16 protein-coding genes and 2 tRNA genes are annotated in these 15096 nt (G+C 64.3%); 8 read left to right on the plus strand and 10 right to left on the minus strand.

Annotated features, from left to right (window positions below):
- Positions 1-70: 70 nt before the first annotated feature.
- The 4 genes from FCS99_RS15110 to FCS99_RS15125 all read left to right on the plus strand — a co-directional run bounded on the left by FCS99_RS15110 (position 71) and on the right by FCS99_RS15125 (position 3520).
- Positions 71-1192: a sensor histidine kinase gene (locus FCS99_RS15110; RefSeq protein WP_138514061.1), complete on the plus strand. Its 1122-nt coding sequence runs from the start codon at positions 71-73 to the stop codon at positions 1190-1192.
- Entirely contained in the window at positions 1189-1965 is a 777-nt protein-coding gene (locus tag FCS99_RS15115) for a LytR/AlgR family response regulator transcription factor (RefSeq protein WP_138514063.1), read from the plus strand. The genes FCS99_RS15110 and FCS99_RS15115 overlap by 4 nt, the downstream gene beginning before the upstream one ends.
- 66 nt (positions 1966-2031) lie before the next feature.
- Positions 2032-2108, plus strand: a tRNA-Arg gene (locus tag FCS99_RS15120).
- 215 nt (positions 2109-2323) lie between these two features.
- The gene (locus tag FCS99_RS15125) at positions 2324-3520 is read left to right on the plus strand and encodes a DUF418 domain-containing protein (protein WP_138514065.1); all 1197 of its coding nucleotides are present in this window, start codon (positions 2324-2326) and stop codon (positions 3518-3520) included.
- A 4-nt stretch (positions 3521-3524) separates the two neighbouring features.
- Here the strand turns inward: FCS99_RS15125 and pgeF are convergent, their stop codons facing one another.
- Entirely contained in the window at positions 3525-4310 is a 786-nt protein-coding gene (pgeF, locus tag FCS99_RS15130) for a peptidoglycan editing factor PgeF (protein ID WP_233352861.1), read from the minus strand.
- A 125-nt stretch (positions 4311-4435) separates the two neighbouring features.
- Between pgeF and FCS99_RS15135 the strand changes: the two genes are divergently transcribed.
- Positions 4436-5254, plus strand: coding sequence for an N-acetylmuramoyl-L-alanine amidase (locus FCS99_RS15135; RefSeq protein ID WP_138514066.1), 819 nt, complete (start codon positions 4436-4438; stop codon positions 5252-5254).
- A gap of 41 nt (positions 5255-5295) precedes the next feature.
- On the opposite strand, the gene FCS99_RS15140 is transcribed toward FCS99_RS15135, so the two are convergent.
- The 9 genes from FCS99_RS15140 to FCS99_RS15180 form a co-directional block, all read right to left on the minus strand.
- Positions 5296-5679 (minus strand): hypothetical protein, encoded by a 384-nt coding sequence (locus FCS99_RS15140; protein ID WP_138514068.1) that lies wholly within the window; start codon positions 5677-5679, stop codon positions 5296-5298.
- 243 nt (positions 5680-5922) lie between these two features.
- A complete protein-coding gene (locus FCS99_RS15145; RefSeq protein WP_138514070.1) occupies positions 5923-7365 on the minus strand; it encodes a protein adenylyltransferase SelO family protein in 1443 nt (480 codons plus the stop codon).
- Positions 7366-7405: 40 nt separating this feature from the next.
- Complete coding sequence (locus FCS99_RS15150) at positions 7406-8326, minus strand: alpha/beta hydrolase (protein WP_138514072.1); 921 nt, start codon at positions 8324-8326, stop codon at positions 7406-7408.
- Between the two features lie 72 nt (positions 8327-8398).
- Positions 8399-8755, minus strand: a complete 357-nt coding sequence (locus FCS99_RS15155) for a hypothetical protein (protein ID WP_138514074.1) — start codon at positions 8753-8755, stop codon at positions 8399-8401.
- A 138-nt stretch (positions 8756-8893) separates the two neighbouring features.
- The gene (locus FCS99_RS15160) at positions 8894-9118 is read right to left on the minus strand and encodes a hypothetical protein (RefSeq protein ID WP_138514076.1); all 225 of its coding nucleotides are present in this window, start codon (positions 9116-9118) and stop codon (positions 8894-8896) included.
- Positions 9119-9252: 134 nt separating this feature from the next.
- The gene (locus FCS99_RS15165) at positions 9253-9846 is read right to left on the minus strand and encodes a DUF924 family protein (RefSeq protein ID WP_138514078.1); all 594 of its coding nucleotides are present in this window, start codon (positions 9844-9846) and stop codon (positions 9253-9255) included.
- On the minus strand, positions 9843-11636 hold the full coding sequence (locus tag FCS99_RS15170) for a long-chain-acyl-CoA synthetase (RefSeq protein ID WP_138514080.1): 1794 nt from the start codon (positions 11634-11636) through the stop codon (positions 9843-9845). The genes FCS99_RS15165 and FCS99_RS15170 overlap by 4 nt, the downstream gene beginning before the upstream one ends.
- Positions 11637-11752: 116 nt before the next feature.
- Positions 11753-12601 (minus strand): DUF417 family protein, encoded by an 849-nt coding sequence (locus FCS99_RS15175; RefSeq protein WP_138514082.1) that lies wholly within the window; start codon positions 12599-12601, stop codon positions 11753-11755.
- A 312-nt stretch (positions 12602-12913) separates the two neighbouring features.
- Positions 12914-12998: transfer RNA gene (locus FCS99_RS15180), tRNA-Leu, on the minus strand.
- Between the two features lie 146 nt (positions 12999-13144).
- Here FCS99_RS15180 and FCS99_RS15185 point away from each other — a divergent pair.
- The 3 genes from FCS99_RS15185 (at position 13145) to FCS99_RS15195 (ending at position 14945) form a co-directional block, all read left to right on the plus strand.
- Complete coding sequence (locus tag FCS99_RS15185) at positions 13145-13762, plus strand: exopolysaccharide biosynthesis protein (RefSeq protein ID WP_138514083.1); 618 nt, start codon at positions 13145-13147, stop codon at positions 13760-13762.
- A gap of 68 nt (positions 13763-13830) precedes the next feature.
- Positions 13831-14361 carry a disulfide bond formation protein B gene (locus tag FCS99_RS15190; protein ID WP_233352862.1) on the plus strand — a complete coding sequence of 177 codons (531 nt, stop codon included), beginning with the start codon at positions 13831-13833 and terminating at the stop codon, positions 14359-14361.
- A complete protein-coding gene (locus tag FCS99_RS15195) occupies positions 14358-14945 on the plus strand; it encodes a demethoxyubiquinone hydroxylase family protein (RefSeq protein WP_233352863.1) in 588 nt (195 codons plus the stop codon). The genes FCS99_RS15190 and FCS99_RS15195 overlap by 4 nt, the downstream gene beginning before the upstream one ends.
- Positions 14946-15096: the final 151 nt, after the last annotated feature.

Here is a 15096-nt window from a genome sequence, read left to right on the forward strand (position 1 = left end):
CCTGATTCAGCGGGTGAACAACCATTGGGGTAAATTGAAGCCCGGTACGGCGCCGGTATAGACTGGCGCCATGGCCTTTCTCGACACGGGACGGTCCGGGCTCTTCGTGATCCCCGGCCTTGTCTCCTTCAAAGTCCGGTCGCCGCTGATCTCCGAGGGCCTGATGGCACTCGGCGTGATCATGCTGTGCTGGGTGTTCTACTTCTTCACCAAGATGATCTTCGACATGATCATGTTGCGGGACGCGCTCAGCTTCGTGCCGGGGCGGCTGCTGGTGATTGCGGTGGGCACGCTGTTGTCGCTGAGCATGTATGTCGTGCTGCGGGCCTTCTGGGGGCGCTCCGTCCTGCTCCTGTCCGTCCTGGTCGTACTGACCTCGACGATTACGGCCATCCCCTTTTCCATGTTCAATTGGTGGATGATGGTGACCTTCTCCACCACCGACCAGCCCATGCTGATCCACACCATGATTGCCTGGTCGGCGAGCGTTCACCTCTTCTTCGCGCAGAGCATCGCCATCGTCGCCTTTCTCTATGCGCGGCAATTGCGTCAGCGTGAGGCGGACACGGTGCATGCGGAGAAATCCCTGCGCCAGGCCGAGCTGCGGGCGCTGCGTTACCAGGTCAATCCGCACTTCCTGTTCAATTCGCTCAACTCGGTCTCCGCCCTCCTGACCTCGCGCCGCACGGCCGAGGCGGAACGCATGATCGACCTGCTGGCCGACTATTACGAACAGGCCCTGACCGCGCCGCAGGACGAACTGGTACCGGTGCGCCAGGAGATCGACGCCCAATTGCAGTATCTGGACATTGAACGGATCCGCTTCCCGGAACGCCTGGAAGTGGCGGTTGATCTGCCGCCGCACCTGGAAAGCGCGCTCCTGCCGACCCTGATGATCCAGCCCCTGATCGAGAATTCCATCAAGCATGCCGTGGCCGAGGAAACCAGCCGTGTCACGATCCGCATTGCCGTCTCCGCCACGGGCGGCACGCTGATCATCCAGGTCTCCGATGATTGCGACAGCCGGGGCGACCGGCCCGTCCGGTCCGGGACCGGCACCGGACTGCAGAATATCCGCAACCGGCTGGAGACCGTGCATGGCGACCGGGCCAGCCTGGAGGCCGGCCCGACCCGGAACGGATTCAGCTCCACCCTCACCCTGCCGCTGCGCTTCCGGGAGGCGGCGGAATGAGAATCTGTCTGGCGGATGATGAACCGCTGGCCCGGGAACGCATGCGCAAAATGCTCTCCCTGGCCGACGGGATCGAGATCTGCGGTGAGGCGCAGAATGGCGAGGACATGATCGCCCTGATCCGGGAGCATGAGCCTGACCTGGTCTTCATCGATATCGAAATGCCCAAGCTGGACGGGTTCGACGTGGTCGAGGCGCTCGCCCAGACCGATTTCAGGACCGACCCGCCCCTCTTCATCTTCGCCACGGCCTTCCCCGGCATGGCCGCCCAGGCTTTCGACACCGGCGCCATCGACTTCCTGACCAAGCCGATCCGTCCGGCGCGGCTGGAACTGGCCCTGTCGCGGGCGCGGCAGCTGCTGATGTCGCGCGAAGCGATGACCCGGCTGGAAACCCTGCAATCCCATCTCGATGAATTGCGCGAGACCCGCTCACGCTCCGGTCTCAACACGCCGTCGATCTGGGTGTCCAGCAGCGGCCAGAGCATCCGGGTCGAGCCCTCCCAGATCGAATATGTCTCCGCAGAAGCGGAATATATCCGCCTGCATATCGGCGAACGCAGCCTGTTGCACCGTCAATCCATCAGCGCCTTCGAGGACGAGATGGCCGATCAGGGCTTTGTGCGCGTGCACCGCTCCTTCATCGTCCCGGCCCGCGATTGCGTACAGACCTCCCGCACCTCCTGGGGCGGATTGCAGGTCCATCTGCGAAACGGCGCCGTCATCCCCGTCGGCCGCAAATTCAAGGACAAGCTCAGCGCCATCCTGGGCTGAACCGGCGAGGCACCGAACTTCCCTCTTGCGCCCATGCGCCCGCCATATCAGTTAGACAGCCTGGTCGGCCCCGTAGCTCAGCAGGATAGAGCAACGGATTCCTAATCCGTAGGTCGCGCGTTCGAATCGCGCCGGGGTCACCATATTTCTTTTGTCTCACGGCAATCCGCTTCGCGGACGCCTCCGACGGGGCGGCGCATCAGCGCCGGCGCGCGGTCGCGCTTGCGGGCTTTGCCCGGGTTTTGTCTCACGGCAATCCGCTTCGCGGACGCCTCCGACGGGGCGGCGCATCAAGCCCCGGCGCGAATTGGCCTCCATCTTGCTCTCCTGTGAGGGGAAATCCTTCTGGAGCGCCAAGATGACACAGAGCCTTGCCCCCAAAACCGACCGTCTCGTCCATCTGGACGTGTTGCGCGGACTTGCTGTTCTGGGCTTGCTGTTTGCCCGTTTCCCGGCCAAGGGCGGGTCCTCCCTGGTGCTGGAACACCCGGATGTGCTGGGCTGGAGCGCCGGTGAGCAAGGGCTCTGGCTGTTCAATTCGGTGATGGTGGACGACGCCATGCGCGGCCTGTTCGCGCTCCTGTTCGGCGTTTCGCTGTGGATGATGACCGGGCCGCGCGAGGATCGCTCGCTTGTGCCGACCTGGACCGGTTACCTGGCCCGTACGGCCGGCCTGTTCCAGTTCGGCCTGACCTTCCATGTCATCGCCCTGGCGGAAGCCTCCGACATTCTGCACGTCTATGCGCTGGCCGCCTGCGGCGCGCTGATCCTGTCGCGTCTGGATGCGCGCCTCCTGCTGCTGGGCGGAATGGTCGGCTTCGTGCTGCTGGCAGCCCATGACTTCATGGGCGATATCACCACGGCCCCGGTGACCTCGGCCGCGCTGGCCCATGCCGCCGCCGAGCGCGAGGCCGGCTATCTCGCCCACATCATGGCCTCGATCCAGAATTTCCAGGCCTGGAGCCTGTCGACGGGCATCGTCTGGAAATGCCTGGAAGCGGGCAGCTACATGCTGCTGGGTCTGGGCCTGTTCCGGATCGGCTTCTTCACCCGCCTGTCCAATGAGACGCTGGCCCTGATCACGGCCACCGCCTATGGCGTCGGTCTGGCCGTGTGCGGCGGTGTGGCGATCAGCCTGGCGGCCGGCGGCTTCATGGAATCGGTGAAAGCCCATTTCCTGACCACGCTGGGCAAGCCCTTCATCGTCATCGCCCATGCCGCCCTGATCATGCTGCTGATGCGCGGTGGTTTCATGCGCACGGTGCTGACCGGCTTGCTGGCCCCGGTCGGCCGCATGGCGCTCACACTCTATCTGGCCGGATCCGCGATCGCCCTGTTTGCCTTCACCGGTGCCGGTCTGGGACTGGGCCCGTTCGACCGCTACGAAATCACCGGACTGGCCGTGCTGGGCTCGCTTTTCCTGATTGTCGCGGCCCGCGCCTGGCTGAGCGCCTTCAACCAGGGCCCGTTCGAATGGGCGCTGCGGATCTGGTCGCAGAAGACCGGCGGTTTCCTGGTCTCCATCCTGCCGGGCATGCGCCTGCAGAACGCCTGACGGATCAGGCGGGCCTCAGCCCGATGATCCCGGCCTGTCCGCCGAACACGCCGCTCTCGCCCCGATGGTGGGAGCGGCGGGCGGAAAACAGGCGCGCCTCTTCTCCATAGGTGCACAAGCCCGAACGCCAGATCGCGGCAGCCGGAACCCCGGCCGCCAGCAGCTGGCGCTGGCAGGCTTCCGCCACATCCAGCTGCGCGCCGCCTTCGGCATCCCTGGATGAGAGAATGCCGTCCGCTTCGGCAAAGACGGCTTCGAACTCCGCCACGACTTCAGGCCCGACCCGGTAATTGGCCGGCGAGATGGACGGACCGATCGCGGCCAGGACATCGCCCGCCTGCGTGCCATAGGCCGAGGCCATGGCTTCCAGCGTGGCGGTAGCAATGTCCTGCACCGTGCCGCGCCAGCCGGAATGGATGGCGGCGATGGCCCGGTGTTCCGGATCGAAAAGGAGGATGGGCGTACAGTCGGCGGTCTGGCAGACGAGGCCGATCCCGGCCCGGTCGGTGATCAGGGCATCGGCCTCACCGGCCGGCTGGTCGCCGCGCGGCGGACCGTCCACCCGGACCACGGTACGGCCATGCACCTGGGTGGCAAAGACCAGATGGTCGAGGCCCAGCGCCGTCCGCGCCCGTTCGCGATTGGTCGCGATAAGGGCGGGATCATCCCCGCGGGATCGGGTCAGGTTGAGACTGGCATAGGGGCCCTCGCTGACACCGCCCGTGCGGGTGGTGAAGGCGTGGACAAGCCCGTCCCTGTCCATGTTGGCGGCGCGTACCAGGTCCAGCACTTGATCCGTATTCCCCTGTTATTTCAGCCAGCTTGACCCGGTCCTGCCGACCGGGTCAATCGGCTTTGGCTTGGCGACACCCTGGGTTGTCTATACTTTGCTCTCACCATTGCGAGGGGAATGCCATGAAGATCGAAGCCAACCGCCTGATCCTGGATGACGGACAGTCCGCCCCTTTCCGCCAGACCCCGAACATCTCCCAGGGCCGGACCATTGATCCGCAATACCTGGTCATCCACTACACGGCAGGGTCCTCCTTCGACTCCTCGGTGAACTGGCTCACCCATCCGGACGCCCAGGCCTCGGCGCATCTGGTCATCGGCCGTGATGGCGAGATCATGCAGCTGGCCGATTTCACCGCCCGCACCTGGCATGCCGGGAAATCCAGCTGGCGCGGACTGAACGGGCTCAACTCGCATTCGATCGGGATCGAGCTGGACAATGCCGGCATCCTCACCAGGACCGCCGATGGCTGGCGCTCCTCCTTCCAGAAAACCTATCCGGAAGCGGACGGGATGGAGGCCGCCCACAAGAATGACGGCGTGATGCGCGGCTGGCACCGCTATACGCTCAACCAGATCGAGGCGCTGGTCGCGATCGGCAGCGCCCTGGTCCGCGAATACGGGTTGAAGGATGTCATCGGCCATGACGACATCGCCCCACACCGCAAGACCGATCCCGGCCCCGCCTTCCCGATGGACATGGTCCGCGCCCGCATCATGGGCCGCGAGGATGATCGTGAGGAACGGGTCAAGGCGACCGCCGTCCTCAATATCCGCTCCGGCCCCGGCACCCGTTTCGACAAGATCCGCCCGCCCCTGCCCAAGGGCACCGAAATGATCGTCACCGGCGAGGACGGTGTCTGGATCGCGGTCACCGTCCTGGACGGGGATGAACCGACCGATACCGGCTGGGTGCATTCTCACTTTGTGGCGGAGGTTTAGGGTCCTCCCTTAGACGGGAGCTCAAAATGTCGGGCTAGCGATCAACCTGCAGATTTCCGCAATCGGTCGGCATTCAACTTCATCATCAAATCCAATGTGAAGTAGATGACGTTCACGGCGGCGAAGTTGACGGAAAAGATGATGAACAAGGCTTGCGCTGACGCGGCGTGTTCCGGAAGGACGCCGATGATCACACCGGAAAAATAGAGTGCAACGACCGCGCTCCAATCACGAAGTGGTCGTGAAGGGCCTAGGAGGTCACAGGCAAACCGCTTTCTGAGTGCAGCGACCAAGGAGAGCAGAATAGACGCGAGTATCCCCACAAAGCCGAACGGGACCGCCAAGCCATTCGTCTGCCATTCGGGCACGAACAAGGTAACGGCCACGGCGCCCAGCAATGCGGTGATTGCCAACAGAAACATCAAGATGACGCACCTGCCCGCACATGTTTCGGCACAAGGTTTTCCGGTCCGCGACAGACGTCAACCCTGGACCGGGACAATACCTCCTTCTCCCCGGGGAGAAGGTGCCGCGAAGCGGCGGATGAGGGGGGACGGCGGGGTCTTCGTGATTACCTGCCAGCACCGGGATTCTCCCCTCTCCCGGCGCATGCGCGCCACCCTCTCCCCAGGGAGAGGGAGTAGACCTCTGCCACTGCGCCGAAAACGTCAGCGGCCCGCCAGGAACCCGACGCGGCCCTCGCCCAGGCCGTAGGCCTCACCCATATCGCGAATGTCGCCGATCAGGGTGTTGAGGGGTGTCCAGTCATCGGCCTCGGCAATCCGTTCCCAGACCGCTTCCACGGTTTCGATCACCAGATCGACCGGGTCGTCGCGCGTGAACATGGCATGGTCGAGGCGTTCCGGGCGAACCGGCTCATGGTTCGCCAGCGCAGCCTGCCAGGCCTCGAACGCGTCTCCGGAATAGTGCTCGCCGCGCGGACCTTCCAGGGCCCGGCTCCGGGAAGCCTCACCACCAAACCAGTCAAAGAAAGCGCTTTCCCAGCGGATCGGGGCCTGTTCCATGAAGGCGAGAAAGGTGCGGACCAGGGTCTCATCCTTGTCCCGCCCGGACGAGGCCAGACCCAGGCGCGCCAGAAACGCGTCCAGCAAGGCCCGCCGATAGACAACGGGGAAGGTGTTCAGGGACGCTTCCAGGGCGAGTTGATCGCCGGAATGGGCCAGGGCCCCGGCGAATTGCTGCAGGGCCCAGAACACGGCTTCCGGCTGACGCGCGAAACAATAGAGGCCCGTCTCGTCGAAATAGGCCGCCGTGAAGCCCGGCTTGTAGCGATCCATGAAACGCCAGGGGCCGTAGTCGAAACTCTCCCCGGTGATGTTGATATTGTCGGTATTGAGCACGCCATGGACAAAACCGGCGGCCATCCAGCCTGCGGTCAGGCTGGCCGCGGCCGCCACCACGGCCTGAAGCAGGGCCGCCGGATGATGCTCGGCATCGGCCAGATCGGGATGGTAGAAAGCAATGGCATGCTCGACCAGCTGGTCGATCCGCTCCGGCGCGCCCTCATAGGCATGACGCTGGAAAGTGCCCAGGCGCAAATGGGAATGCCCCAAACGGGTCAGCACCGCTGACCGGGCCGGCGACGGCTCGTCATTGCGCGCCAGCTCTTCGCCGGTCTCGAAAACAGCCAGCGTCTTGGAGGTGTAGACGCCGCGTGCTTCGAGCATTTCCGTGGCCAGGATTTCCCGCACCGCGCCCTTCAGGGTCAGCCGGCCATCCCCGCCCCGTGACCAGGGGGTCTGGCCGGAGCCCTTGGTGGCCAGGTCCAGCAAACGGCCTGTCCGGTCGCGCACTTGGGCAAACAGGAAGCCGCGCCCATCGCCCAATTGGGGATTATAGGTACGGAATTGGTGGCCGTGATAGCGCATGGCCAGCGGCTGGAGCTGGTTGCGCGGCAGCCGTTCGAACCGGTGGAAATGGGCTTCGCGTTCAGAGGCGTACAGCTCGCCGAGGCCGATCTCACCCGCCCAGCCCTTGTTCCAGTACCGCAAGATGCTGTCCGGAAAGTCCGCAGGCTCGACGGGATCGGAAAACTCCTCTCCCAATCGCTCGAAAAGCGGGTCCGGCCGGTAGTTCGGTGAAACAGGCATCTTATTGAGCTAGGGCGTATTTTGCCCGAATGCAATGCGCTCAGGACCGCAATCCGTCGCCCAGGGCAATCGCCATCTGATCAATCAAGGATTTAGTGCCCGGTAAAATCGCCGTAAGGTTGGCATAACCGTGAGGCAGGGCCTTGCCCAGCGTGTAGCCGGCGGCAATGCCCTGGGCGAGCAGCCGGTCGCGATAGGCCCGCCCCTCATCCAGCAGCGGATCCAGTTCGGCCGCGAAGATATGGGCGGGCGGCAGACCAGCCAGATCATTCTCGAACAGCGGTGAGACCCGGGGGTCCTTCGCCTGGTCCAGATCGGTGAGATAGGCGCGGGCGACCTGGTCCAGCGTGAAATTCGCCAGCAGATGGCCTTCCAGCACTTTCAGCTTCGGCTTGCGACGCTCCACCAATTGCAGGAGCGGATAGATCAGGAGCTGGAACTTGATGGCTGAGCGGCGCGTCTGTGCCAGCATGGCGGCAAGCCCGCCTCCAGCACTGTCCCCGGCCACGGCAATCCGTGCCGGATCGGCCCCGACCCGGTCCTGCCCGGCCTCGCTGACCAGCCAGTCGAACACGGATTGGGCATCATCCGTGGCAGCCGGGAAGGGATGCTCCGGGGCAAGCCGGTAATCGATCGCCAGAACCCGCACCCCGCCATGAGCGGCCAGACGCTGGCAAAGCCGGTCATGCGTCTCCAGATCCCCGATCACATAACCGCCGCCATGCATGAAGAGACAGGTCGAGGCTGGCGCCACCGACCCGAAGGGCACATAGAGCCGCGCCGGGATGTCTCCGGCCGCGCCGGGCACGGTCAGATCCTCCACCCGCTCCAGCGCCGGCGGTTTCACATCCATGTACGGCGTCGCATCGCGCAGCGCCTTGCGCATGCGCGGCGCCGCCCGCGCCGGCTCGAACGGGTCATCCAGACCGAATTTGGCGAGTGTTGAGGGCCAGGTTTCCATGGCATGGAGCGTTAGCACAGCCGCGGGCCCGCGCAATGGGGATGGTGTCGCAGGGGGAGGTCAGGCCACATCTCAGTCCGGAAAAGCCGAAAGATGCTCACCTTCACCCTCGCGGATGATGATAAGGTGGTCCTGACGGATCCCCGATGCCACATAAACCAATTCCCGGGCCGGTTCCGCTGAGTCGCAATACTGCCAAGCCAGCACACCCTCTGGAGGCACACGAAAGGTCCTGCGAGTCCAGCTATGAGGCACTGCACGGATGGGGGTGTCGTTTCCCGATATCCAAACGCAGACCTCGCGAGCATCGAAATTGGCGATGGTGACGTCGTTGAGGAAGAAGTTCGCGTAGAGCCGGAGACCCGCTCCGCCTCCAATTAGACCGACGAGAAGGGCCACAAGGGCGATAACCTTCGCGACGCGCTTCATTCGGATCACTCCCGTCCCAGATAATCAAACTACATGAAGATCTCCGGCGCACACACCGGGTTTATGGGTCCCGGCTCTGCGCCCCGATCAAGTCGGGGCATTCGGCCGGGATGACAAACAGGGGGCCCGAGACCGGCGCTAATGCACCGTGATCGAGCCTTCGCGCTCGAGGCGGCCGGCGAGGGCGTCTTCCATGACGGCGCGCAGCGCGCGCCAGGCGTCGGCGCTTTCCGGCTGGCCCTGGCTGTCCAGATCGGTGACGGCTTCATCGGCATAGCCGATGGCCTGAGCCCCGTGCAGGTCCACCATGGTCCAGGCGATCTGGCGGATGTCTTCAACGGTGATGTGGACGCGAGGGGTCATGAATTTCAGGCTCCGGTGTGGTCGTTCTGCCTTCACAAGAGCAAAGGCCGGGCCAGACGCCCGAACCCTTTCATGTCATGATTTCAATGACTTGAATTTATTCGCGGTGGGCGGGCACCGAGTCATTCCTGCCATCAGGACGATTTTGCCGACTCGATTTGACCGGGTGCATACCCGCCGCTCTCCAGATAGACACGCTCGGCCTCCGTACTGTCCCGCCCCAGCGCCTTGTTGCGATAGGGGAAGCGGCCGAAGCGGGCAATCACGTCCCGGTGCAGTCGGGCATGACGGGCCGTGGACGGGTCGCTGAGCCGTTCCTCGGCATAGGCAATGCACAATTCCTGGTCGGCCAGGTCCTCGGAATGCATGAAGGGCATGTAGACGAAGGCGCGCCGCTCATCCGGGATCGCCCAGTCCAGCCCGCGCGCGATCATCCGGCGGGCGACATCCAGGGCCAGGGGATCGCAGGAGAAGGCGACATTGGAGCCGCGCCAGACATTGCGGGTGAACTGGTCAAACAGGAGAATGAGGGCGAAAGCCCCGTCAGTGGTCGCCAGCCAGGGATGATCGCCCGCCTCATATCGCCGGGCCTCGACCTCGATGGTCTTGCCGAAGCGCCGCCGGACCGTGGCGTCGAAGGCATGGGAGGCCTGGTACCAATGTTTCGGGTCGGTCTCTTCGAACCAGAAGGCCAGAATGTCGTCTGCGGTAATCGGGGTTGGGGTCATACCCTAAGTTCGCCCGAGAGGATCGCCGCGTAAAGCTCTGGCGTGAGCGGCACATAGCGGTTCTCGGTCGGGTGATCGAACAGGATGCGGTCGGAGATCTTCGCCGGGTCAAAGCCTTCCTTGACCAGATCGACCTTGCGGAATTTGAACGTGCCGGTCGTGTCGGTCTGTTCCTGCAGGCGCAGGAAGAGCGGGCGGGCATAGCTGGGCAGATTGGCGTGGACATGCGCGTGCAGCGCGTCCAGGTCGAGCGGCTGCTCGCCGGTGACCAGGGCGGCCATGCCGGCACGTCCCGAATGGCCCTTCACCTCGACGCCATAGACATTGGCCTGTTCGATCCCGTCGAAAGTGAAGGCCTCGGCCACCTCACCCGTGGCGACATTTTCCGACTTCCAGCGATAGGTGTCGCCGACACGATCGATGAAATAGTAATAGCCCAGCTCGTCGCGGGACATGAGATCGCCGGTCCGGAACCAGGCATCGCCCTTTTCATAGACGTCGCGCAGGATCTTCTTTTCCGTGTCTTCCCTGGAGCCGTAGCCGTCAAAGCGGAAGCGGGCATCGTCCGGATCGATCCGGCCGATCGCTTCGCCGACTTCGCCCGGCTGGCAGGACTGGCAGAAACCGTCCGGCCCGCGCGCGGGCATTTCCGCATCCATGTCGAATTTCACCAGATCGATATTGAAACGGTGTTTGAGATAGCCCGGGACACGTCCGACGGCGCCTGGGACGTTGGCCGTGTTGACCAGTCCGACATTGCCTTCGGTGGAGCCGTAGAATTCGACTATCTGCGGCAGGTCGAAGCGTTCCTGGAAAGCCTCCCAGACATCGCGGCGCATGCCATTGCCGATCGCACAGCGCACGGTGTGGTTCTGCTCGGCCACGCTCGGTTCGGAATTCACCAGGAAGCGGCACAGCTCGCCGACATACATGAACATGGTCGCCTTGAAGCGCTGCACGTCCGGCCAAAAGCTGGAAGCGGAGAAGCGCGGCCGGATGACCAGGGCACCGCCGAAGGAGATGGCACAGCCCACCCCGCACAGCCCGCCGGTGGCATGATAGAGCGGCAGCACCATCAGCATGCGGTCGCTGGGCTGGCATTTGGCCACCAGGGCAAAAATGTTGAGATAGTAAAGCGTGCGGATATGCGTCATGACCGCCGCCTTGGGCAGGCCGGTCGTACCCGAGGTGAACATTTTGAGCGCCGGGTCTTCCGGCTTCACATCGGCGCGCACGGACGGGTCCGGCCTGGTTTCGGACTGGGCATCCAGCGCGGCGCCGAAATTCTCAGCCCCGTCCAGCGTCCCGTCGAGCACCCAGGCGCCCATCGGATTGAGTTCGCCGGCCCGGGCACTGTCGAAAGCCTCGGCCAGCTCGCCTTCCAGGATGACCTGTTTGGCCTCGCCGATATTGAGGCAATGGGTCAGGGAATGGCCGGAGAGCTGGTTGTTCAGCAGGGCGGTCACCACGCCGACCTTGGAGAGGCCGAACCAGATGGCGATATACTCCCAGCGATTGCCCATGAAGAGGGCGACCGTGTCGCCCGGCTTGAGACCCTGGTCCAGCGCCCAATGGGCGACCTGGTTGGCCCGCGCCTCGAACTGGCGGTAGGAAATCTCGCCCTCGTCCAGCAGGGCCATCGGATTGTCGGGGAAACGGTCGACCGTGGCCTCGATATGATCCGGCACCCGGACACCCGACCCGGCGCCCACCTTCTTCACCGCACGAAAGACGCGCAGCATGCCGCTCACATAGTCGAACTCGCGCTTCAGCGCGGCGAACAGACCCATCGATGACCTCCCGTTTTGCGAGGACTGTAGAAACGCCCCCTTCGCGGTCAAGCAAATGCGGCCGGGTTCACGGGAAGTGTTATTCGTGTTTCAGAACATGTCCGGCGTTTTGCGCGTCAACGTCCGCGGCGTGTGCCGTCCGGACCGGTCTCGGCCAGCAGCGCCAGGACGACCGCCAGAAGCGGCAGATCCTTGAGCAGGAAATGCCCGCTGCGCGACAGGGCGGGGAAACCGCCGAGCGCCTCGGCCCAGCTGCCGGCAAAGGTGACCAGGAAGCTCAGCGTCAACACGAAGGTGATCCCGGACAGGAAGAGCCCGGCCCGGTAGGCGCCGCGATGGAACCAAAACCCGGTGAGGGCCAGCGCCGTCACCAGCTCGATCACGCCGATCACATAGGAGGCATTCTGCAGACCGATCAGCGGTGTCATCCAGGAAAAGGCGGGATGCGTGTTGATCAGCGGTTCGATCCCGGCCGCTTCCGATGCGGTGAATTTCATGCCGCCGATCCAGAACAGGACCAGGAAGAGCCCGGCCCACATCACCGGCTGGCTCCATTGGCGCATCTCCGAATACCGGTTGGAGAACATGCGCGAATTCTCGAAACTCCCCGCCCACAGGGCCAGGCCCGCCATGGCGAGGTATTTGAGAATGCCCTGCCCGGCCCCGATCGCCGGGAAACCGCCCTCGGCTTCCAGCCAGACCGGATTGGTCAGCAGGAGGGTCAGGGCGACGGCGGAATACAGGCCGAACATGCCGAAACCGATCCGGCGCAGGCCGGCACCCGGCAGAGGCGCCGCAATCAGGGCCGCAGCCACGATCTGGTAGATGCCCAGCGCCCGCGCCATCGAGGCGGACTGGTCGGCCATGCCGGAGAGGAAGGCGTGATCGGACAGCCAGGCTTGCGCGATCTCTGTCCCGACCGGCGTGAAATTCATCGCGCCGAACCAGGCAAACATCACAGCCATGGCAAATCGCGCAAAAACGAGCGCTGTACCCGGTGTCAGCAAGACCGGCCTCCCTTGACGCCCCAAACGCCAACCCGACGCCACGCTAGCACCCCATCATGGCCCTGACGAGGCCGGTCCATGGCAAAAAATCGTGATGGCAAGGCGAGTTGTCCCGGACTTGCGCCCGGCTCCAGGCCGGGCATCCATCCGGGATGACAAATATAAATACCACGGGCCCCAAGGCCCGCAAGCGCGACCGCGCGCCGGCGCCTGATGCGCCGCCCCAACCGGAGGCGTGAGCGCAGCGAACTGCCGTGAGATCAAAAGAGGTGGTGCCCCTGGTCAGACTCGAACTGACACTCCTTGCGGAAACGGATTTTGAATCCGTCGCGTCTACCAATTCCGCCACAGGGGCCCGGGCCTCGCGCGCGGGGGCGCGAGCGGGAGGCGCAAACTGGCCACGAAGCCCTGCCAAGTCAACAACCCATTCCGCTCGACGCCGCGCCGTGCCATGGCTAGGCTTCCGCCCGGGGTCGGGCTTCAACAGGGATACGGGTACGCATGAGTGACAATGCGGAGCAGCGCGGGCTGATCAGCGCGCTGGAAATCATCGCGAACGAGGCGCCCGAGGACGGGCTGAGCCTGGGCGAGTTCGTGGATGCACTGGGCGAGCGCGCCTTCGGCATCATCCTGTTCGCCATGGCCCTGCCGGTCTCCATACCCTTTCTCTACGGCGTCCCGCAGATCATGTCCCTGCCCATGATGGCGCTGGCCGCCCAGATGGCGATGGGTCGGGACGAGCCCTGGCTGCCCTCCCAGTTCAAATCGCGCAATCTGGGCAAGGCCTCGCTGGTCTCGATGGCCCGCGGCGGCCGCAAATGGTTCGGCTGGCTGGAAGCCCTGTCCCGTCCGCGCCTGCACTTTCTGTCCGGCCCGTCCATGGAGCGGGTGATCGGCGTGATCTTCCTGGCCTTCTGCGCCTCCATCATGCTGCCCCTTCCGCTGACCAATTCCATTCCCGGCATTGCCCTGGCGATTGCTGCGCTGGGCCTGCTCAGCCGCGACGGCCTGCTGATCCTCGGCGGCCTGATCATGGGCCTGATCTGGATCACGCTCTTGTTTGTTTTCGGCGCTGCCCTGATCGATGTAATCAAGGGGCTCCTGACCTCCGCCCTGTGACCGGGGAGCGATTTGACGCAGTGTCGCGCCACGCCGCTTCCGGCAAAGATAGAGTTCAAGTGTAGCCCATGACCGGACTGATGACCCCGATCCTGACCCAGTTTCCCATCACCCGCTGGCCGCTCCTGATGGCCGGTGTCTCGCTCGCCCTGCTGCTGGGAGCCTGGGGCTTCCAGTATATCGGCCATTATGACCCCTGCGCGCTGTGCTACGACCAGCGCCATATCCACATGGCGGTGATCGCGCTGGGCCTGGCCAGCGGTGTGGCCCTCGGCCTTCGCCCCGAACTGGCGCGTTTTGCACCCTGGGTGATCCTGGCGATCGCGGCCGTGCTGGTCTATTCGGCCGGCTTCGCCTTCTGGCATGCCGGCATCGAGTATGACTGGTGGGCCGGTCCGGAGACCTGCACCGCCACCGGTGGCGCCTCGGTCTCCGTGACCGATGTCCTCGCCGCCCTGGACGGCAATCGCCCGGTCGTGCAGTGCGATGAAGCTGCCTGGACCCTGTTCGGCATTTCCATGGCTGGCTATAACGGCCTCATCTCCGCCGCGATGGCGATCGTGTCGATCTGCGTCGGCGTCCAGGGATTGCGCAAATGAGCCTGCCCAAACCGTCCAGCGATACCCGCACCCGTCCGCCCATGCCCGGCCAGCGCCGCAAGACGCGCCGGGTCGAGGAAATGGTCCGGGTCGACCATGCCGGGGAATACGGTGCCGTGGCGATCTATCAGGGCCAGCGCGCCGTTTTTGCGGCCCTGCCGCACAAGGCACGCATCGCGGCCCAGCTGGAAAAGATGGAAGCGGACGAACAGCATCATCTGGATGCCTTCGACCAGCTGATCTTCGAAAAGAACACCCGGCCGACCCTTCTGGCCCCGGTCTGGAACATCGCCGGCCATGCGCTGGGCACCGCCACCGCCCTGATGGGCGAAAAGGCGGCCCATGCCTGCACCGAAGCCGTGGAGACCGTGATCGAGCGGCATTATGCCGGCCAGATCGAGGAATTGCGCGCCATGGGCGAGGATGAGCTGGCCGACCAGTTCGACATTTTCCGCGAGGAAGAAGTCGCCCATCGCGACCTCGCCGTCGAGGAAGGCGCCAAGGAAACGCCCGGCTACACCCTCCTCTCCGCCGCCATCAAGACCGGCTGCAAGATCGCCATCAAAGTGTCTGAGCGGGTTTAGGATACCCCCTCATCCGCCCCTTCGGGGCACCTTGTATGTGAGTTGGGTGCTAGATTGGGCTGTCTTCCGGGACAGCCTGTCTGGCGCACCACCGCCAGACAGGCTTGGCGTCGGACGGGTCGTGGGCACCTTGGGCTTTTGAGCCCGTGGA

The organism is Maricaulis alexandrii (genome assembly GCF_005871165.1).
GTDB classification, from domain to species: Bacteria; Pseudomonadota; Alphaproteobacteria; order Caulobacterales; family Maricaulaceae; genus Maricaulis; species Maricaulis alexandrii.

Bases quoted from the DNA above. Each gene is read 5' to 3' on its own strand.
- FCS99_RS15185 (WP_138514083.1), top strand. From the start codon at position 13,145: ATGAGTGACAATGCGGAGCAGCGCGGGCTGATCAGCGCGCTGGAAATC.
- FCS99_RS15110 (WP_138514061.1), top strand. From the start codon at position 71: ATGGCCTTTCTCGACACGGGACGGTCCGGGCTCTTCGTGATCCCCGGC.
- FCS99_RS15115 (WP_138514063.1), top strand. From the start codon at position 1,189: ATGAGAATCTGTCTGGCGGATGATGAACCGCTGGCCCGGGAACGCATG.
- FCS99_RS15150 (WP_138514072.1), bottom strand. From the start codon at position 8,326: ATGGAAACCTGGCCCTCAACACTCGCCAAATTCGGTCTGGATGACCCG.
- FCS99_RS15190 (WP_233352862.1), top strand. From the start codon at position 13,831: ATGACCGGACTGATGACCCCGATCCTGACCCAGTTTCCCATCACCCGC.
- FCS99_RS15170 (WP_138514080.1), bottom strand. From the start codon at position 11,636: ATGGGTCTGTTCGCCGCGCTGAAGCGCGAGTTCGACTATGTGAGCGGC.
- FCS99_RS15155 (WP_138514074.1), bottom strand. From the start codon at position 8,755: ATGAAGCGCGTCGCGAAGGTTATCGCCCTTGTGGCCCTTCTCGTCGGT.
- FCS99_RS15165 (WP_138514078.1), bottom strand. From the start codon at position 9,846: ATGACCCCAACCCCGATTACCGCAGACGACATTCTGGCCTTCTGGTTC.
- FCS99_RS15125 (WP_138514065.1), top strand. From the start codon at position 2,324: ATGACACAGAGCCTTGCCCCCAAAACCGACCGTCTCGTCCATCTGGAC.
- FCS99_RS15175 (WP_138514082.1), bottom strand. From the start codon at position 12,601: ATGGCTGTGATGTTTGCCTGGTTCGGCGCGATGAATTTCACGCCGGTC.
- FCS99_RS15145 (WP_138514070.1), bottom strand. From the start codon at position 7,365: ATGCCTGTTTCACCGAACTACCGGCCGGACCCGCTTTTCGAGCGATTG.
- FCS99_RS15135 (WP_138514066.1), top strand. From the start codon at position 4,436: ATGAAGATCGAAGCCAACCGCCTGATCCTGGATGACGGACAGTCCGCC.
- FCS99_RS15195 (WP_233352863.1), top strand. From the start codon at position 14,358: ATGAGCCTGCCCAAACCGTCCAGCGATACCCGCACCCGTCCGCCCATG.
- FCS99_RS15160 (WP_138514076.1), bottom strand. From the start codon at position 9,118: ATGACCCCTCGCGTCCACATCACCGTTGAAGACATCCGCCAGATCGCC.